A 19,417-nucleotide genomic window follows, 5' to 3' on the forward strand; every position below is an offset into this window, starting at 1 on the left:
AGCCTTTTGCCTCAGATTGATTCATCTTTAAGCCGCGATTTCGTGATATTCATTGATGCTATATAACGGGCGCAGTATGCGGCGCTCCTACTGATTCACCGGTGACAACCATGTACGATGAAAAGCACCAACTCGCCCGCAACAGGCACCTGAATGGCTATCAGTTGGCCAAGCTCCATACCTTCGAGATTGCCGCGCGGCAAGGTTCCTTCGTGCTGGCTGCCGAAGAGTTGGCGATCACCCCCAGCGCCGTCAGCCATCGGATCAACAACCTGGAAGCCGAGTTAGGCTTTAAGCTGTTCCAACGCTTTCATCGCCGGATAGAACTGACGCCAGAAGGCGAGCGGCTGTTTTGGGTGTTGAAATCATCACTCAGCTATCTCAATCAGGAAATCCTGGAGATTAAAAGCCAGGAGCTGTCCGGCACCCTGACCATTTACTCACGCCCGTCGATTGCGCAGTGCTGGCTAGTGCCCAAGCTGGCGGACTTTGATCGCCAATATCCGGCCATCAGCCTGAATATTCTCACCGGCAACGAAATGGTGAACTTTCACGGGGCGGGGATCGATCTGGCGATCTATTTTGATGACAAAACGCCGGAGAAACTTACCTGTGAGCATTTGATGGATGAGTCGATAGTGCCCGTATGCAGCCCGGAGTACGCCGAGCGCCATGAGCTGTTTGGCAACCCCGCCAACCTGCGGCGCTGCACGCTATTGCACGATCGTCAGGCATGGAGTTACGACTCGGATATCGGGGAATGGAATACCTGGGCCAAGCACTTTGAGCTGGAATTTGCCGAAGGCCAGCGCGGCATGGGATTTGATCGCTCCGATCTGGCGGTGATCGCAGCCATGAACCACGTTGGAATTGCCATGGGCCGTAAAAAGTTGGTGAGCAAGCGCCTGGAGAATAATGAACTGATCGTTCCCTTCCCCGGCATGGAAATGCAATGCGCCCAACGCTACTACATTTCCACACTCTCGGATCGGCAATGGCCCAAAATCAATGCCTTTATTCAGTGGTTAAAGGCCATGGCCGATGGGTCCTAATTCGCCGCCTGCTGGTGCGTCCAGGCCAGCGTCTGTGCCGCCAGCTTATCGCTGGCCAGGCCAAAGGCCTGCACCACGTTATTCATCGATTTGCCATGGATAGGCTCACGGATCACAAAGCTGCGGTTGGCAATCACTCGACGGTCTGAGGTACGCACCAGACGAGCATCAAACTGGATCACCACTTCACCTTGGTCACCGTTATACACCCCCTGGAATGACGGCAAATCACCGCCCAACTCAAGATCCGCCTGCAGATTGTCATCGTCACTGCTCACCGAACGGAAATGGCCATTGGTACGAAACTCCTGGATCAGGCGATTACGCAGCAACAACGGGGCCGGATCGCTCCAGCGTGAACCGCTGAACGAGGTGATCTCCGAGCCCTGTGGCTGCACGGCAATGCGCGTGCCGTTCAAAAACTGGTTGGAATTAGGCTGAACGATGCGTAATGACCGATCTAACGTCTGTCCCCCGGGCATGGCCGTTGGCTGAGCAGGCAGCAGATACACTTGTTGTACCGGGCTTTGCGGCAAAATGGTGCAGGCGGTCAGCGGTATCACGGCAACCAACGCCAGCAACCGTAACGTTTGGCGAAGTTTTAACTTAATCATTTCGGGGTAAACTCCTTGGTACGTTCACGGCCCCTGAGCAAGGCGGACGGGTTCTCTTCCAGGCGGCTCATGGCACCGCGTAAGGTCAGTAAGGTTCTGCGCAGTTCATCCACCGCCGGGCCAAGATCGTTGAATCCCTGGATGCCGCTGTTGAGTGACTGTTGGTTCTCGCCGATCAGCTTATTGAGTAGCGCACTGGTTTTCTCAAGCGAGGCCATGGTATTGGCGGCATTGCTGACCAGTTGCTTGCCCTGCCCATCCAGTAATATATTGGCATTGCGTACCAGGCGGTTAGTCTGTGCAAGCGTGTCATTGCTTTGCTTGGTCACCAGCGCCAACTGCTGCAAGATGGTGCGGATATCTTCACGCTGCCCGGCCACGGTGGAGGTGATCTGTTCCAGATTATCCAGCGTATTCACTAACCGCTGCTGATTATCTGGCGTCATCAGTTGATTCAATCGCACCAGCACCTGGTTGACATTGCTCATCACATCTTCGCCGTTGGAGAGCAACTGCGTCAGCGGCGATGGCGTAGCGATAATCACCGGGATTTCGCCATCCACGCCGGTCAGCATCGGGCTGCTTTCACTACCACCGCTGAGCTGGATATTAGACGTACCGGTAATGCCAGCGATCGCCAGACGGGCCTGCGTATCCTCACGGATCGGCGCAGAGGCCGCGACCCGAATGCGCGCCCAGACCTTGGTCGGTACGTTGGGATCCAACCGCAGCAGTGTCACTTCGCCCACGCGGATCCCGCTGTAATTCACCGTGCTGCCCTGCGAAAGGCCGCTGACGGCTTCATTGAACACGATATCGTACTGCTTGAACTGACGATCGGTGCCCGATTTGGTGAGCCACAGGCTGAACAGCAGCACGGCGGTGAAAATAATGAGAGTAAATAAACCAATCAAGACATGATGCGCACGGGTTTCCATTTGTTATTGCCTCTCTGGGATATTCGTTACGGCCTGCTGTGCCGCCCGCCCACGCGGGCCATGGAAATACTCATGGATCCACGCATCGTCAGTGGCGGCTACCACCTCCAGCGTATCCACCACCAGCACCTTCTTCTGCGAAAGTACCGCCACACGGTCACAGATCGTATACAGCGTATCGAGATCGTGAGTGACCAGAAACACCGTCAACCCCAAGGCATCGCGCAGTGTGCGGATCAGGCTGTCAAAGGCGGCGGCACCGATGGGATCCAGCCCGGCGGTCGGCTCGTCCAGAAATACGATCTCCGGATCCAACGCCAACGCCCTGGCCAACGCGGCACGCTTGACCATACCGCCAGAAAGCGAAGCCGGATACTTGTTGCCGGCACTGGCAGGCAGACCGGCCAGCGCCAGTTTGACCTGCGCCAACTGCTCGGCATCACGGCGCGGCAAGCCTGCATATTCTATCAGGGGTAAAGCCACGTTTTCCGTCACCGTCAGCGAGCTGAACAGGGCTCCACTCTGAAACAGCACGCCAAAGCGTCTTTCCAGCACCGAGCGGCGCGTACCGGACAGCGCCATCAGATCTTCGCCAAAAACGTGGATCTGGCCAGCGGTTGGGCGGCGCAAACCCACGATGCTGCGCAACAGCACGGATTTGCCCGTGCCCGAACCACCGACGACGCCCAGGATCTCCCCACGGCGCACGTCCAGATCGAGATTTTCATGCACGCATTGGGTGCCAAAGCAGTTGCGCAATTGACGGATGCGAATAATGGCTTCGGGTGTCGCCTGGCTCACACGCCCATCTCCATAAAGAACAGTGCAGCAACCGCATCCAGCAGGATCACCACAAAGATTGAATGTACGACGCTGGCGGTGGTATGTGCCCCTACCGACTCGGCGCTACCGGTCACTTTGAACCCTTCCAGGCAGCCGATAATGGCGATCAGGAACGCAAACACCGGGGCCTTGCTCATCCCCACCAGGAAGTTCTGGAAACCGCCGCTGCTCTGCGTAATGGTTAAAAACATGGTCGGTGAGATATCCAGCGTCAGGGCGCAGACGACCATGCCGCCAAAGATGCCGCTGATCATGCCGATAAAGGTCAGCATCGGCAGAGCCAACAGCAGCGCCAACACGCGCGGTAGCACCAGCAGTTCGACCGGGTTCAGCCCCATCGCCTGAATAGCGTCGATTTCCTCATTGGCTTTCATCAGGCCAATTTCGGCGGTGAAGGCGCTGGCGGTACGGCCCGCCATCAGGATAGCCGTCAGCAGCACCGCGAACTCACGCAGGAAGGAAAACACCACCAGTTGCACGGTAAAAATACTGGCACCGAAGGTCGACAGGACGGTTGACCCCAGGAAAGCGATGACGGCCCCCACCAGGAAGGTCAGCAGCATAATGATCGGCACAGCGTTCAGGCCGATTTGCTGGAGGTTGGCCACCAGCGAGGTGATCCGCCAACGCGTTGGGCGAAGGAGATTGGCAAACAGGGTTTGCAGCGTCAGGCCGATAAACCCCAACAGGGCAACCATGTGATGCCAGAAATCCTCCATCGACTTGCCGATGTTCCCCAACAGTTCAGTCGCCAGACCGGGCGGTTTTTCTGCCGGTGGAGGCGCATATCCTTGCAAGGCACGGCCAACGGTTTCCAACAATACACGGCGTTCCACAGGAAGCGTGGGAGCTAACTGTTGGAGTTCGGCCACCCGTTGCTCACCCAGCAGGTTGACCAGCAAGGTGGCTCCAGCCGTATCCAGACTGCCCAGTTGACTGAGATCGAATACCACATCAGCAGGCAGGCGAGTTTGCAGTTGCCCAACGGCGGGTTCCAACAGGCGATAATGTGCCAGCACCCAATCCCCAGATGCCAGGATACGGGGAGGATGAAGCGTCTCGTCCAAGTTGAGTAATGTGCTGAGTTGCTGTTCTGCCATGGTGACAGCCTCTGCTGGCAAAGAAATCTGATACCCGTCGTCTTGCAAACCAGAGCTTGCAATCTCTAGGGCAAATTCTATTTATTACATTAGCGTAGCGGCTTTAAACGGATTTGCTATAGCACGGTAAAATATCGTTATTATTGCTGGCAAATGCGAGGCGCTGAGCCTCTGAAAAGAGGCAGGGCCGGGAAATCCCCCAGCCCTGCTTGACGCGAATTACTTCACTTCGCCCATCGCTTTCAGCTTTTTGGACAGCTCGCGACGCTCTTTCGACAGATCGGCATTTTTGATGATGTAATCATCAACGCGATCTTCATAGTCACCGCGCATGTTGGCGATGATGCCCTGAATGTCTTCAATGCTCATACCCGGCTTGATGTACTCGCTCAGGTTGTCGAGCAGCAGCACACGCTTCTGGTTGTCACGAATTTTCTTTTCGTTGTCGACAATTTCACGCTGTAACTTGTTTTTACGGCGGAACATACGCACAAACTCCAGTACGTCCTGGAAACTCGGCTTAGTTGCATTTTCCATCTTTATACCCTTGCTTTAGTAATACACAGATTCATTTGCTTACGGCCATCATGATACCAAGATACAGGGTTGTGGCCGTCAGACACAACTGTCATTGCCCTATCTTACCCACTTTAGCGCCTTGACCCTATCCCGATGCGCCTGCTTCATGATCTGAGCCACTATTCGTGCCCGTTAGCCGTACAGACCTTGAGCAGATCGCCCAGTTCTTCCAACTGCTGCGCCAGTTCCATACTCAGCCAGACATAACCATAGATCGGGGCTTCACTGGGCTGTGTGGCACTGGCCTCCTGCATGAGCGCCTTCAGCTCTGCGGAGATATCCCCCAACTCTCCGGCAACGACCTGTGCATGCAGAGGTTCACCATCTCGCATGATATTGGCCAACGATTCGATGGCGCGTTGCGTCAGCAGTTGCGAACTGCGCAGGGTTTTGGCATTGAGCATGAGAAAATGGGTTTCACGCGAGGCCCAGTAGGCATCGGCCAGCAGTTCCAGCGTACACACCAGATTGCGGCTCAGGGTCTGTATCGCCTCAAAGACCGGTTTGGCTATACGAGTCTCTTTGCTGGCGGGAGCGATCAGCCCGCGCAACTTCACCACATCGGCCAACAAGCTTTTGAGCCGCGGCTCCAGCCGTGGCCGTTCCACCATATTAGGCGAAAGATAGGCACCGTAGACCTTCCCCACCGTCTGCAAGCAATCCGCCATTTGCATACGCCACAGTATATAGGCTCGCTGCGGATAAATGCTGGTAAACAGCAGCGCCAGCAACGAACCAAAAATAACGTCGCCGCTGCGCCACAGTGCGGTAGACATATCGCCCGGCCCGGCACCACAGACCACCGCCAGCGTAATGCCGATCAACAACGCCATGTAGGGCCGCTTACCCAGCGTCAGATAGCCGCAGACAAACATCACCACGCCACACCACGCCAGCATCACCGGCAGTGAATACAGCTCCAGATAGAGCGCAATCAGGCCAGAGGCGGCACCAAATACCGTGCCGGCAATGCGCTCCAGTGCCCGTTGCAGCACGTTACCCCAAAACGAGATCGGCCCCATCACCACCACCAGCGTGATCAACGGCCAGGTCCCTTCCGGCACAGCCAGCAAGCGGACCAGCAGGAAGGTCAGGATAAAGGCCAAGCCGATCCGCACTCCGTGGACCACACGATAATTACGGTAGATCAGTTGTTCAAATGAAGAAATTTTTTTGCCTAGACGCACGCTTGTGCCCACCGACCCAGCTGTAAAACCCTTATTTTAGTGGAAAAGCCCGGCTGGCGTACAACATAAGCGGTAGAAAGATGTCTGCCGGTTGCAGGCAGGTTTAAATTGGCGCTAAAGATTTCAGCGCCAGAGGATTTACCTTTTTGCTAAAGAGTGAGACCATCTGCCGATGGAAACCAAAGAAATCAGGCGCAACAACCTGCGCGATCTCATGGCGCGCTATGCCCGCCAAGGCACCAACCAGAATGAGTTCGCCATGCTGGTGGGTTCCTCTGCGCCAACGCTCAGCCAGATCACCGGGGAAAAATCCTCGCGTAACCTGGGCGATAACCTCGCCAGACGCATCGAGGCCAAGCTAGGCTTGCCCAAAGGCTGGTTCGATGTGTTCCAGGAGAAATCGCTGGAACAGCCGTTTGCCAACGTGGCACCCGGCTCTGACTTCCAACCGGCACGGCTCAAACCCGTGGTGTGGGAAGATACCGAGCAGGACAAGGAAGAGTTTGTGGAGATCCCGTTGCTGGATATCGATTTCTCCGCCGGTGACGGCTGTTACGAAATTGTCGATAGCGAAGAGTTTTCGCTCATCTTCCGCCGCTATTATCTGCACAAGATGGGGGTGCCGGTGAATGCAGCACGCATTATCCGCATCTCCGGCTCCAGCATGGAGCCACGCTTACAGGATGGCGATGTGGTGGGGATCAACACCGTGGATACCCGCATCCGCGAAGGCAAAACCTATGCGATCCGCCACGGCAATCTGCTACGGGTCAAGATCCTGATCGAACAGCCCGACGGTGGCGTGGTCATCCGTTCTCTGAATCGGGAAGAGTATCAGGATGAACAGCTCAGCTATCCACAGCGCAAAGACCAGTTGGTGGTGCTGGGCCGCGTATTCTGGTCTTCCTCCTCCTGGTAACATCCCGGGTCAGGCTAGTTGGGCGCTGCATGCAGCGCCCGGAAGTACCAGCCGATTGCCAACCGCTATTTGAAATCCACCTCCATTTGCTGCGGTATCGACAGCCCACGGGTCGATTGCACACAGCGGCCAATATAGTCGGTAAAGCGTGGAGGTTTTGGCATCCCCAGCTTGAGGATCTTTTCATTGCTAAAACGCACGTTCAGCATGGCAAAGGAACCGTAAAGACGCATGGCTTTCAGCATCAGGCGTTCATTACACGGCCCGAAGATATCTTTTAGCTGTCGGCGCATTTGCAACAGGGCTTCATAGCTGACCTGGGCATAACGATCGCCTACCGGTGGCTCCTCCAGCGCGGCGGCAATAGCATAATCGATGTCCGCAAAGCTGACGCTGCTCTCCTCACCCGCCGAGATATGATAAACATCATTATCCAGGCTCTCGCGGTTGAGCAGCATCACTAGCGCATCGGCACAATAATCCACCGGGATCACATCAATACTATCCTGCAAGGAACACATAAACTTACGCAGCATCAGCGCCATGCTGAACACCCAGAATATGCTGCTGGACGGTTTGCACCCCAACTGAGTATGCCCCACCACGATCGAGGGCCGGGCAATCACCAGCGGCAACTGCGGGCAGGTTTGCCGCATCAGTTGTTCTATGGTTGATTTGGAGCGGGTGTACTCCACCAAATGCTCGGCGGTTTCCTCAAATTCGGCGCTTTCCGCCACCAGCGAGCCCATCTGCGGGGCACAAGACATTGCCGTGCCCACATGCAGGAACCGTTTTAATCCAGCCACCTGCGCCATTCGCTGTGCAAACGCCAGAGTGCCTTCAACGTTAACCTTCCAAATAAGCGGGTTATTACCAAAGGATGCCACCGCAGCGCAGTTAACGACATGCGTCACCGTGTTAATACGGGCATCGGACAAGAAATATTCTGGTTCACTTAAATCGCCCAGTAAAATATTGTCTACCGTCAGTTTATTGAGAATATTTTTATCAATACTGAACTTTTCCATATTGGTTATAATGCGATGTAAACCCTGCTGGGGATCTGCCGCACGCACCAACAAGAGGTAATTAACGTTTTGGTTTTCAGTGAGTAACTTTTCGAGCACCGCTCCACCGAGAAAGCCGGTAGCACCAGTCAACAGTAGCGTTTTCATTTTTGACACCCATATTGGCATTGAATGATGTGGAGTGTATGCCCATATTTATAAACCAGGATTAAATAGAAACTCACTGCATGCCGCGTTAGTCTTATTAATATAATCTTAAGGAATACCCTGAAACATTAGCGGAAATTTGGTAACAACTTATCGCACCTTTTATTCCGTTTGTTTAAATAGCATTTATGTTATCCCTGTTTTAATTAATCAGAGTTATCCGACATACTTTTTTCAGGAGCTATCATGAGCTATAACCAAAAAGTCTGGTTGGCCGTATTAACCGTTTGCGCGTTCTTCTGGCTGACCTTGATTAGCGCTATCAATAGCTATGATAAATCCCAGGATCGTCAGCGCGAACCTGGCCAGCAAGAACAGGCGATGAGCCCCCTCCCGGCCAAGCACCAACCCGCACTGGCACAGGCGCTCTGATCGCTCTGCCCTGAATGAGGTAGCGACAAATTCTCATCAGCCTTTTATTATGCGCTATCGAATAGGGAGAAAGACATGTCGCAACCACTGGATGGCCTACCCCAGCAAGAACGTGAAAGGATCCAAACCGATTTGCTGGCACTGAGAATTATTTATAGCGAACGTTACGGCTTCGCCTCTGAATGGGAAAGCGCCGAAGTGCACGTCCCCACACATCTGCGCGGCTACTTTCAGCAACGGCTGAACTTCTATCGCACTGCGTAGCGCCACGCAATTTCGCGTTTAGCCTCAAGCAATACTTGGCATCGGTTATCACGCCGTTACAATAGGGCAATTCCCTACGCCAACAAGAGATGCGATTTTGAGCAGCAAGGCACCGGCCACATTCTACATCCACGACTACGAAACCTTCGGCAAAAGCCCGTCAATGGACCGCCCCGCGCAGTTTGCCGGGGTGCGTACCGATATGGATTTCAACATTATCGAAGAACCGCAGGTGTTTTACTGTGCGCCAGCCGATGACTACCTGCCCGATCCCGAGGCGGTGATGATCACCAGCATCACGCCGCAGGAGGCGCTCGCCAAAGGCGTTAACGAGGCCGAGTTTGCCCGCCGCATCCACCAAGCATTCAGCGTCCCTGGTACCTGCATTCTGGGTTACAACAATATCCGCTTTGACGATGAAGTCAGCCGCAACATCTTTTACCGCAGTTTCTACGATCCGTATGCTTACAGTTGGCAAAACGGTAATTCGCGCTGGGATCTGCTGGACGTGATGCGCGCCTGCTACGCCCTGCGTCCTGAAGGCATCATCTGGCCAGAAAACGAAGACGGCTTCCCCAGTTTCCGTCTGGAACACCTGACGCGCGCCAACGGCGTGGAACACGAACACGCGCACGATGCGATGTCCGATGTGCATGCCACCATCGCCATGGCCAAGCTGGTCAAACAGGCGCAGCCAAGGCTGTTTGATTACCTGTTGCAGCACCGCAACAAGCACAAACTCAACGCGCTGATCGACATCGCGGAAATGACGCCGTTAATGCACGTTTCTGGCATGTTCGGTGCGGCACGCGGTAACACCAGTTGGGTTTCGCCGCTGGCCTGGCACCCAGACAATAAAAACGCGGTGATTATGTGCGATCTAGCGGGGGATATTACCCCGTTGCTGGAGCTGAATGCCGATGAGTTGCGTGAACGTCTCTACACGCGCCGCGATCAACTGGCTGCCGATCAGGCTCCAGTGCCGCTCAAGCTGGTGCATATCAACAAATGCCCGGTGCTGGCTCCGGCCAAGACGCTGTTGCCAGAAAACGCAGAACGGCTGGGTATCGACCGTCAGGCCTGCCTGGAGAATCTGAAGGTACTGCGCCAACATCCGGAGATCCGAGAAAAAGTGGTGGCAATCTTTGCCGAAGCCGCACCGTTCACCCCGCTCGATGATGTGGATGCCAAACTGTACGACGGTTTCTTCAGCGATGCCGACAAGGCCGCCATGAAGATCATTCAGCAAACCAAGCCGCATAATCTGCCCGCGCTGGATTTGACCTTCAGCGATGGCCGGATGAAAGAGCTGCTGTTCCGCTACCGCGCCCGTAATTATCCGAATACGTTGGATGATGCCGAGCAGCGCCGCTGGTTGCAGCACCGCCAGGAGGTACTGAGTGCCGAGCGGGTGCAAAGCTATATCTTGCAGTTAGAGTCACTCTATAACCTGCATGAAGGGGATAAAGAGAAGATGGCGCTGCTGAAGGCGTTGTTTGACTATGGGAAGCAGTTGGTCGGGTAAGACTGTGCTATTTGCCCCCTCACCCTAACCCTCTCCCCAAGGAGAGGGGACCGAATGTGCCACGACTTAGCTCCTGCGCCGGGCCTCAACCCTGTTGCCATTCTACTCCAGCCTGAACCATGCCAAAAATCGACTTCACCTCTTGACCAAGACACCGCACAGCCCCCCCTCCCCAAGGAGCTGTCTCTTGATCAGATCTCCTGATCAAGAGACAGCTCCTTGGGGAGGGGAAACCGCACATAGTTCACCCCATGTACTTTTCAAGCAAACAAAAAGGGTTCCAGCATGCTGGAACCCTTTTTGATATCGCGGGGTGGACGAGTTGTTTAAGCCACGTCTTCGCTTGCCTGTGGCACCGGCAGGCTGAAGCTGCGGGTGACAAACGTCAGATACAGCAGGCCGATCGCCGCCCAGACCAGGCCCAGCGTCATCGAGCTGACTTCCAGGTTGACCCACAGTGCACCGACGGTCAGCGCCCCCATCACCGGCAGGATCAGGTAGTTGAAGTTGTCTTTCAGCGTACGGTTACGTTTTTCGCGGATGTAGAACTGCGAGATCACCGACAGGTTAACGAAGGTAAACGCAATCAGCGCGCCAAAGTTGATCAGCGCGGTAGCCGTGACCAGATCGAACGACACGGCAGACAGCGCAATCACGCCAACCAGCAACACGTTCAGCGCCGGGGTACGCCATTTCGGATGCACATAACCGAAGAAACGCTCCGGGAACACGCCATCACGGCCCATGACGTACATCAGGCGTGAAACCCCCGCGTGAGATGCCATACCGGAAGCCAGTACGGTTACGCAGGAGAACACCAGGATCACCGACTGGAAGAACTTGCCAGCCACATACAGCATGATTTCTGGCTGTGAGGCGTCAGGATCCTTGAAGCGCGAGATATCCGGGAAGTACAGCTGTACGAAGTACGACACCACGATAAAGATCACGCCGCCGATCAAGGCCGTCAGGAAGATGGCTTTCGGGATCACGTTTTCTGCATCTTTGGTTTCTTCGGACAGCGAGCTGATACCGTCAAAGCCGAGGAACGAGAAGCACAGGATAGTCGCACCGGTGATCATCGGCACCACGTGCGCGTTGTCAGACCAGAACGGACGGCTGCTCACCAACGTACCGGCACCTTCACCATGGGAAATCCCGTTAATCACCAGGCCCAGGAACACGATCATGATCGCGACCTGCACCACCACGATGATGGAGTTCAGGTTGGCTACCAGCTTGATGCCACGCAGGTTGAATGCCGTCATCAGCCCCACCAAAGCGGCGACGAAGATCCACGAAGGCACCCCTGGGAAAATCGCTTCCAGGTAGATTTTTGCCAGCAGGATGTTGATCATCGGCATGAACAGATAGTCCAGCAGTGATGACCAACCCACCATAAAGCCGACATGCGGGCTGATGGCTTTCTGGGCATAAGTATAGGCAGAACCGGCGGAAGGGAATTTCTTCACCAGCTTGCCATAGCTCAGGGCGGTAAACAGGATCGCCAGCAGAGCAAAGGCGTACGCGGTCGCGACGTGACCATCGGTCAGGCCGGAGACGATGCCAAAGGTGTCAAAGATGGTCATTGGCTGCAAATAGGCCAGACCCATCATGACGACCGGGACTAAAGTCAGTGTTTTACGCAGTTGGGCGCGTTGGCCGGTTGGTGCGGCGGTGATGATGTTATCGGACATCGCGCAGCCCCCCCTTACCTTCAGTCTTGCGGATAATAGACACGCCAAGACTTAAGGTTGCGGGGAAACTTCGCAACGTGCGACTGAATTCTAAAAGGGGGATGAGGGAAGCTGGATAACTAGGCGCAAAAGCCTGGGTTGCTCCATAATCGCTGCGACCGCAACGGAAACCGGCGGGCACCGGTGCCAAGGTGAAAAATTGCCCCATCGTTCTTATCCTCATGAGTCACGACCATAAAGTTTTGGTTGATCGCGACGAACCTATTTATCTATCCGGCTCGATGTCCGGCCTCGCTTGATGTATGAAACGCACATTGGGTAAAACTAATGCAAAAAAAAATAACCGACGCGTTAAAACGTCGGCTATCTGCATTTCGCGTATTTTGCCATAAGATCGCAGAAAGACAAGATCCTGAAACCTTCTAATACAAATTCTTTTGCTGAATATCAGGAAAAACGCCCTTACTCGCCATCAGGGGTACAGATATCAGGCATTTTTCAGCATCCAGTCAATCTCGGTTTCCGTCACCAGGCGTTCAAACTGCATCAGTTCGCCCATTTTGCAGGCATGATAAACCTGTGAAAAGCGCTCACCGAGGTAGTGCGTCAGTTCGTGTTGATGCTCGAATTCGTACAGGGCATCGCTTTGGCGGATTGGCAATGGTAGCCCCTCCTGCTCCAGTCCGTTACCCGTCACCGGTTCAGGCAGCGGCAATTCGGTATCCAGCCCGTACAGCATCCCCGCCAGGATCGTCGCCACTACCAGATAAGGGTTGGCATCGGCACCGGCAACGCGGTACTCCACGCGGTGGTTCTGCGCATCACCGCAAGGAATACGTAACGCCACGGTACGGTTGTTATGCCCCCAGGACGCCTGGATCGGCACATACATCCCCGGCTGGAAGCGGCGGAACGCATTGACGTTGGGCGCCAACAGCGCCATCGATGCGGGCATCAAGGTGATCATCCCCGCCAATGCCCGCTTGAGCAGCGCCGAGTCTTCGCCATCCGCTTCGGCAAACAGGTTTTTCCCCGCGCTGTCTACGACACTGAGATGGACGTGCATGCCGCTACCCGCATAATCCTCATAAGGCTTCGCCATAAAGGTGGCATGCATCTGATGCTGTTCTGCCACCTGACGCACCAACCTTTTCAGCGCCAGAGCATGATCGCAGGCTTGCAGCACGTTATCGGTGTGATTCAGGTTGACTTCGAACTGGCCGGGGGAAGCCTCCGCCACCGCACCATCCGCCGGCAGTCCTTGCATCTGTGCCAGCGTGTCGATGTCGTTTAGTACCCCGGCAAAATGGTTGAGGTTATCCAGCGAATAGACCTGACTCTGTACGTTGCGCTCTTGAGTACCCGGTGCGCACGGTGGTTGCAGATAACCTGCCGAGTCTCGCTGTCGATCAATGAGATAAAACTCCAGCTCTACCGCTACCACCGGGAATAATCCACGCTGGCGCAATGCTTGCCATACTCGGTTCAGCACATTGCGGGGTTCAACGTCAAAGGGAGTACCATCTTCATCCAGCATGGTCAGCAGCACCTGACCAATGTGTTCAGGATCGGCCGCCGAAGGCGTCAGCGTTCCCAGCACCGGCATGCAGATCCGATCCGGCTCGCCCAACTCCTGGCCCAATCCGGCCTCCTCGACCACGTTGCCCAAAATATCCATAGCGAATACCGAGGCGGGGAAATAGCAGCCTTTTTCAACTTTTTTCAATCCAGAGACCGGAATACGTTTGCCGCGGAAGGAACCATTAAGATCGGTGAGAAGGATATCGATATACTGCGTGGCAGGATGGCGTTCCAGATAGTGAGCGACCTCACTTTGGAACGCGCTACTTCGCCTTTCTTCATTATGCTGTGCAAAATCTTCTACTACTGCGCTATTGGTTTGCATACATCACCCGCCGTTATGCTCTTGGGAATGCCTTCGCATCCGCTTGCCGATTGACTCAACACATGGTTTGATTTCTCTGTAGACTGCGCCGCCGCTGGGCGCTCAAAATAACATCCATAATATGAAACATAGCTTTAACAGAAATAGTTTGCAAATGTTACAATGGCGTTTGATTATTCGCCACGGGCTGCTAAATTGATAAAATATTGACCGAAAAGGCGTTGTTTGCGCTTTGCTGGTAGCGAATTTCTTCCGCCACAACAGGGGGAAACATGGGCAATATATTTTCCAATCACTACCCAACTACCGATATCATGTGGTTTCGATATCACTCAGACAGGTACCCGGCTCCGGGTGTGATCCCAACCTGTCGCTCCTACCAGAAGGAACTACCGCTATGAGCGAAGTCAGCTTGGCACCAGGCAAGCGCCTGTCGCAGATCCGTCAGCATCTGGGTCTGTCACAGCGCAGGGTCGCCGAACTGTCCGGATTAACCCACAGTGCCATCAGCACCATTGAGCAGGACAAAGTCAGCCCTGCCATTAGTACGCTACAGAAACTGCTGAAGGTCTATGGGCTATCATTGTCTGAATTTTTTGCTGAACCTGAACGGCCTGATGAACCCAAAGTGGTGATCGAACCAGAGGATCTGATCGAGATCGGCAGCCAGGGCGTTTCGATGAAGCTGGTGCATAACGGCAGCCCTACCCGCAGCCTGGCCATGATGCTGGAGACCTATCAACCAGGTACCACTACCGGCGAGAAGATCAAGCATCAGGGCGAAGAGATCGGTACGCTGCTCGAAGGGGAAATTATGCTGACGGTCAACGGCCAAACCTATCTGCTGACCGCGGGCCAGAGCTATGCCATCAATACCGGCATGCCCCACAGTTTCAATAATACCTCAACGCGCGTTTGCAAGATCGTCAGCGCGCACACCCCAACTACCTTCTGACAAGATTGGCCGGAGGAGTGATGATGGAACATGTTGCCAGCTATTATGCCGCCAGCGCCAACCCCCACGCTCCTTATCCCCAGTTGAACGAGGCTATCCGCTGCGACGTCTGTATCGTCGGCGGCGGTTTTAGCGGCCTTTCCAGCGCCTTACATCTGATCGAGGCCGGTTACGACGTGGTGGTGCTGGAAGCCGCCCGCATCGGCTGGGGGGCCAGTGGGCGCAACGGTGGGCAGGTGGTCAACTCCTACAGCCGCGATATTGATGTGATTGAGACCCGCTACGGCCAGCAGACCGCAGCAATGCTCGGCAACATGATGTTTGAAGGCGCGGAGATCATTCGCCAGCGTATCGATCGCTACGCCATCGCCTGCGACTATCGGCCCGGCGCGGTTTCTGCCGCGTTAACCAGCAAACAATTCAACTCATTAACAGAGAAAATGGCGCATTGGCAGCGTTATGGCCACCAACAGCTGGAACTGCTGGATGGGGAAACCATGCGCCGCACCGTTGCCAGCGAACGCTATGTCGGTGGGCTGCTGGATCGCCAGGGTGGTCATCTCCATCCGTTAAATCTGGCGCTGGGCGAGGCCGAAGCAATACGCCGTCACGGTGGGCGGTTGTTTGAACAATCGGCAGTCACCCATATCGATCATGGTCAGCCTGCCTTGCTGCACACGGCTCTGGGTAGCGTCAGCGCCAGTCTGGTGATCCTGGCAGGCAACGCCTATCTGGGGGACAAGCTGGAACCCCGTCTCAGCCGAATGAGCATGCCTTGCGGCTCGCAAATCATCACCACCGAGCCTTTATCTGCGGATATGGCCCTTGCCCTGTTACCGGATAATTACTGCGTTGAAGACTGTAACTACCTGCTGGATTACTTCCGCCTGACGGCTGACAATCGCCTGCTATACGGCGGCGGTGTGATCTATGGCGCACAGGATCCGGCGGATATCGACGCCAGGATCCGCCCTTTGATGCTCAAGACCTTCCCACAGTTGAAAAAGGTGCGCATTGATTACCGCTGGACCGGCAATTTCCTGCTGACCCTCTCGCGTATGCCGCAGTTCGGCAGGCTGGAAAACAACGTCTATTACCTGCAAGGCGACAGCGGCCACGGCGTAACCCTGACGCATCTGGCGGGCAAACTGATTGCCGAAGTGCTGCGCGGTGACGCGGAACGCTTTGATGCTTTTGCCAAACTCCCCCATCTGCCCTTCTTCGGTGGCCGTCATTTGCAGGTGCCATTTACCGCTCTGGGTGCCGCCTATTACGCCCTGCGCGACCGTTTAGGATTCTAGGTTACCAATCCCCCCTCACCCCAGCCCTCTCCCACTATAAACCGTGGTTTGCGGGAGAGGGAGCTTGCCTGGAGCCGCAAGCGGGCACAGGTGGCAACTTGTAGCACGGTCAGTCCTCTCTTCCTTTGGGAGGGGGACTGACCAGCAGTAAGGGCGGTGATCCAGTTTTTATCTGAGCTATACCATTTTGCATGTTGCAAAAATGGCATTTCGTGTTACAAAAGAGTTTCTTTAGCCGTCTATACATCCAAATGAATTTCACGTTGCCGCCACTATGCCGCGATTTGAAAGATAAGGGGCGCAGCGTCTTCGACCATATTATGCCAACCAACACCGCTTCACGCCTGGAGATGCGCAATATCTCCATCGCCTTTGCCGGGTTCAACGCGCTGCAAAACGTCGATTTCACCCTGCATGGTGGTTCGACCCATGCGCTGGTGGGGGCCAACGGCGCAGGCAAATCCACGCTGATGGGCATTCTGTCCGGCGCGCATAACCATTACCAAGGCGATATTTTTATCGACGGTCAGAAGGTCGATATCCACTCGCCGTTACAGGCCCGCCAGCACGGGATCCAGGTGGTGCAACAAGAGGTGGATGTCGCGCTAATCCCCACCCTGTCCGTGGCGGAAAACATCATGCTGGATTGGCTGAACGAACCAGGCCATCTGCTGAACTGGCGGAAATTGCATCGCCAGGCGGCTGAACTATTGCAGCAGCTTGGGCTGAATATCAACCCGCGCCAACGGCTGGAAGCCTGTACGCTGGCGGAGAAACAACAGGTGTTGCTGGCGCGGGCGCTATCACATCGCTGCCGTTTTCTGGTGCTGGATGAACCGACTGCCCCGCTAGACAGCCATGAGAGCGAGCGTCTGTTCAATATCGTGCGCCGCCTGCGCGCCGAGGGTATCGGCATCGTGTTTATTTCCCACCGCATTCATGAATTGAAAACCGTCTGCGATCATTTGACGGTGCTGCGCGATGGCCGCCATGCCGGTGAAGGCAGCATGCAAGGCCTGAGCGGTGAGCAGATCGTCGAGAAAATGCTGGGCCATACGCTGGACGACATCTTTCCTCCGCCCCGCCCACAGCACGGCTTGCGCCCGTTGCTGCGGGTAAAGGGATTGCACGACCGCCATAAGCTGCGCGATGTCTCTTTAACTTTGCATCAAGGGGAGATCCTTGGCATTGCCGGGTTGGCAGGCGCGGGCAAGACCGAGCTATGCAAGGCGCTGTTCGGCGCAACCCCCAGCAAGTTGACGCAAGGAGAGTTGCACGGCAAACCTTGGGCACCGCATTCCCCGCATCTCTCGGTTGAACAAGGTTTGGCGCTGGTGCCGGAAGAGCGCCGCAAGGAAGGCATTTTTATCCACGAAGCCATCCCGATGAACCTGAGCGTCAGCGCCGATGACAGCTTCTCCCGCTGGAGTCTGTTCAGCCGCCGCCAGGAACTGCGCTGGGCGTTAGAGATCATGCAACGGCTTGGCGTGCGGGCTTCCGGCCCACAGCAAAAGCTGGCTCGCCTGTCTGGCGGCAATCAGCAAAAAGTGGCGATCGGCAAATGGTTGCGGGGCAACGCCGACGTGCTGATCTTTGACGAACCCACCAAAGGCGTAGATATCAAGGCCAAGCAGGATCTGTTCCGGCTGATCGACGGCCTGGCACGTGATGGCAAAGGCATTATCTATGCCTCCGGCGAGTTTTCCGAACTGGTGGGCCTGTGCGATCGCATTTGCGTGCTGTGGGATGGCCGCGTAGTGGCGGAGTTGAACGCCGCCGATATCGATGAAGAAACCCTGTTACTGTATTCCACCGGAGGAACTCCTGCGTGAGTAAAGAATTATCCCTGAAAAACGCGCTGCCCTGGCGTCACCAACTGTTTGAGTTTTTGTATAAATGGGGGATGTTGCTCACCGTTGTCGCCCTGATCGCGCTGTTTGGTCTGGCCTCCGACAACTTCCTTGATCCCAACAACATCATCAATATTCTGCGTTCGATCGCCATCGTGACGGTGATTGCCATTGGCGTATCGATCTCGCTTTCGGTAGGCGGTTTCGATCTCTCCGTTGGCTCAACGGCGTCGCTGGCCAACGCGTTGGTGATCTCGCTGTTTGCCTGGTACGGCTTCGGTACCACCGGTGCCATCGTGTTGACCCTGCTGCTGTGTACGCTGGTCGGCCTGTTCAATGCCTTTTTGATCGTGGTGCTGAAGATCCCCGATATGTTGGCCACGCTCGCCAGCCTGTTCGTGATCCAGGGCGTCGCCATGACCTACAGCTACGGTGGCTCCATCACCCAGAATATGGTGCTGCCGAACGGGGATATGGCCGAAGGCGTGATCCCTGAAGTATTCTCCACGCTGGGCCAGGTGCCGGTGATTGTGCTGATTATGCTGGCGGTAACGGTGATCATGCAGCTTTTCCTGTCGCTGACCAAGCACGGCCGCCGAATGTATGCCATTGGCGGTAACCCGGAGGCCGCTCGGCTTTCCGGTATCCGCACGGTACGTTACAGGGTGACCGCTTACGTGCTTTCCTCCCTGCTGGCGGGCCTTGGCGGTATTTTGCTGGCGTCACGTATTGGCTCCTCGCAGGTCAACGCCGGTGGCGGTTACCTGATGGATGCGGTGGCGGCAGCCTATATCGGCTTCTCGCTGGCTGGCTCCGGCAAACCTAACGCGCTGGGTACCTTGGTTGGAGCCATCATCCTGGGCGTGTTGCAAAACGGCTTGGTGATGCTCTCGGTGCCCTACTACGCGATGGATATCATTAAAGGACTGGTGCTGGCATTGGCACTGGCGATCACCTACATCCAGAAACGCTGATCACCCCGGCGCACCTCTGCGCTGCGCCGGGCAATACCCCTGCTTTCCTTCTGGTTTCAAGCCATTAGCCAATAAATATACAAATGATATGAGTTATCATTTGCAT

General features: G+C 55.3%; 18 protein-coding genes. 9 read left to right on the forward strand and 9 right to left on the reverse strand.

Going from position 1 to position 19,417, the window contains the following annotated elements; genetic code table 11:
- Positions 1-110 precede the first annotated feature (110 nt).
- Entirely contained in the window at positions 111-1,052 is a 942-nt protein-coding gene (gene dsdC / locus ACRDCA_RS01115; RefSeq protein ID WP_438687930.1) for a DNA-binding transcriptional regulator DsdC, read from the forward strand.
- On the opposite strand, the gene ACRDCA_RS01120 is transcribed toward dsdC, so the two are convergent.
- The 6 genes from ACRDCA_RS01120 to ACRDCA_RS01145 all read right to left on the reverse strand — a co-directional run bounded on the left by ACRDCA_RS01120 (position 1,049) and on the right by ACRDCA_RS01145 (position 6,313).
- A complete protein-coding gene (locus ACRDCA_RS01120) occupies positions 1,049-1,666 on the reverse strand; it encodes an ABC-type transport auxiliary lipoprotein family protein (RefSeq protein WP_438687931.1) in 618 nt (205 codons plus the stop codon). The two genes, dsdC and ACRDCA_RS01120, sit on opposite strands and share 4 nt — an antisense overlap.
- Positions 1,663-2,604 carry an MlaD family protein gene (locus tag ACRDCA_RS01125; protein ID WP_438687932.1) on the reverse strand — a complete coding sequence of 314 codons (942 nt, stop codon included), beginning with the start codon at positions 2,602-2,604 and terminating at the stop codon, positions 1,663-1,665. Before ACRDCA_RS01125 ends, ACRDCA_RS01120 begins: the two co-directional genes overlap by 4 nt.
- Before the next feature lie 3 nt (positions 2,605-2,607).
- Positions 2,608-3,405, reverse strand: coding sequence for an ABC transporter ATP-binding protein (locus ACRDCA_RS01130; protein ID WP_438687933.1), 798 nt, complete (start codon positions 3,403-3,405; stop codon positions 2,608-2,610).
- Positions 3,402-4,547, reverse strand: coding sequence for an MlaE family ABC transporter permease (locus ACRDCA_RS01135; RefSeq protein WP_438687934.1), 1,146 nt, complete (start codon positions 4,545-4,547; stop codon positions 3,402-3,404). Before ACRDCA_RS01135 ends, ACRDCA_RS01130 begins: the two co-directional genes overlap by 4 nt.
- A 219-nt stretch (positions 4,548-4,766) precedes the next feature.
- Positions 4,767-5,084, reverse strand: coding sequence for a PTS system regulator TmaR (gene tmaR, locus ACRDCA_RS01140; RefSeq protein WP_438687935.1), 318 nt, complete (start codon positions 5,082-5,084; stop codon positions 4,767-4,769).
- A gap of 161 nt (positions 5,085-5,245) precedes the next feature.
- Positions 5,246-6,313, reverse strand: a complete 1,068-nt coding sequence (locus ACRDCA_RS01145) for an FUSC family protein (protein WP_438687936.1) — start codon at positions 6,311-6,313, stop codon at positions 5,246-5,248.
- 172 nt (positions 6,314-6,485) lie between these two features.
- Between ACRDCA_RS01145 and ACRDCA_RS01150 the strand changes: the two genes are divergently transcribed.
- Positions 6,486-7,232, forward strand: a complete 747-nt coding sequence (locus ACRDCA_RS01150) for a S24 family peptidase (protein WP_438687937.1) — start codon at positions 6,486-6,488, stop codon at positions 7,230-7,232.
- A gap of 65 nt (positions 7,233-7,297) precedes the next feature.
- On the opposite strand, the gene ACRDCA_RS01155 is transcribed toward ACRDCA_RS01150, so the two are convergent.
- Positions 7,298-8,407 carry an SDR family oxidoreductase gene (locus tag ACRDCA_RS01155; protein ID WP_438687938.1) on the reverse strand — a complete coding sequence of 370 codons (1,110 nt, stop codon included), beginning with the start codon at positions 8,405-8,407 and terminating at the stop codon, positions 7,298-7,300.
- 246 nt (positions 8,408-8,653) lie between these two features.
- On the opposite strand from ACRDCA_RS01155, the gene ACRDCA_RS01160 reads away from it, so the two are divergent.
- The 3 genes from ACRDCA_RS01160 to sbcB all read left to right on the forward strand — a co-directional run bounded on the left by ACRDCA_RS01160 (position 8,654) and on the right by sbcB (position 10,628).
- Positions 8,654-8,839, forward strand: a complete 186-nt coding sequence (locus tag ACRDCA_RS01160) for a hypothetical protein (RefSeq protein WP_438687939.1) — start codon at positions 8,654-8,656, stop codon at positions 8,837-8,839.
- A gap of 75 nt (positions 8,840-8,914) precedes the next feature.
- Positions 8,915-9,103: a DNA polymerase III subunit theta gene (locus ACRDCA_RS01165; RefSeq protein WP_438687940.1), complete on the forward strand. Its 189-nt coding sequence runs from the start codon at positions 8,915-8,917 to the stop codon at positions 9,101-9,103.
- A gap of 97 nt (positions 9,104-9,200) precedes the next feature.
- Positions 9,201-10,628 (forward strand): exodeoxyribonuclease I, encoded by a 1,428-nt coding sequence (sbcB, locus tag ACRDCA_RS01170; protein ID WP_438687941.1) that lies wholly within the window; start codon positions 9,201-9,203, stop codon positions 10,626-10,628.
- A gap of 326 nt (positions 10,629-10,954) precedes the next feature.
- On the opposite strand, the gene ACRDCA_RS01175 is transcribed toward sbcB, so the two are convergent.
- The gene (locus tag ACRDCA_RS01175; RefSeq protein WP_438687942.1) at positions 10,955-12,325 is read right to left on the reverse strand and encodes an APC family permease; all 1,371 of its coding nucleotides are present in this window, start codon (positions 12,323-12,325) and stop codon (positions 10,955-10,957) included.
- A 487-nt stretch (positions 12,326-12,812) separates the two neighbouring features.
- Complete coding sequence (locus ACRDCA_RS01180; RefSeq protein ID WP_438687943.1) at positions 12,813-14,231, reverse strand: glutamine synthetase family protein; 1,419 nt, start codon at positions 14,229-14,231, stop codon at positions 12,813-12,815.
- A 397-nt stretch (positions 14,232-14,628) separates the two neighbouring features.
- Between ACRDCA_RS01180 and puuR the strand changes: the two genes are divergently transcribed.
- The 4 genes from puuR to ACRDCA_RS01200 all read left to right on the forward strand — a co-directional run bounded on the left by puuR (position 14,629) and on the right by ACRDCA_RS01200 (position 19,311).
- Positions 14,629-15,186: an HTH-type transcriptional regulator PuuR gene (gene puuR / locus ACRDCA_RS01185; RefSeq protein ID WP_438687944.1), complete on the forward strand. Its 558-nt coding sequence runs from the start codon at positions 14,629-14,631 to the stop codon at positions 15,184-15,186.
- 20 nt (positions 15,187-15,206) lie between these two features.
- Complete coding sequence (locus tag ACRDCA_RS01190) at positions 15,207-16,487, forward strand: NAD(P)/FAD-dependent oxidoreductase (protein WP_438687945.1); 1,281 nt, start codon at positions 15,207-15,209, stop codon at positions 16,485-16,487.
- Positions 16,488-16,807: 320 nt separating this feature from the next.
- Positions 16,808-18,319 carry a sugar ABC transporter ATP-binding protein gene (locus tag ACRDCA_RS01195; RefSeq protein ID WP_438688000.1) on the forward strand — a complete coding sequence of 504 codons (1,512 nt, stop codon included), beginning with the start codon at positions 16,808-16,810 and terminating at the stop codon, positions 18,317-18,319.
- Complete coding sequence (locus ACRDCA_RS01200; RefSeq protein ID WP_438687946.1) at positions 18,316-19,311, forward strand: ABC transporter permease; 996 nt, start codon at positions 18,316-18,318, stop codon at positions 19,309-19,311. Before ACRDCA_RS01195 ends, ACRDCA_RS01200 begins: the two co-directional genes overlap by 4 nt.
- Positions 19,312-19,417: the final 106 nt, after the last annotated feature.

The sequence above is a fragment of the Serratia sp. (in: enterobacteria) genome (genome assembly GCF_051654945.1).
In the GTDB taxonomy this organism is placed as follows: Bacteria; Pseudomonadota; Gammaproteobacteria; order Enterobacterales; family Enterobacteriaceae; genus Chania.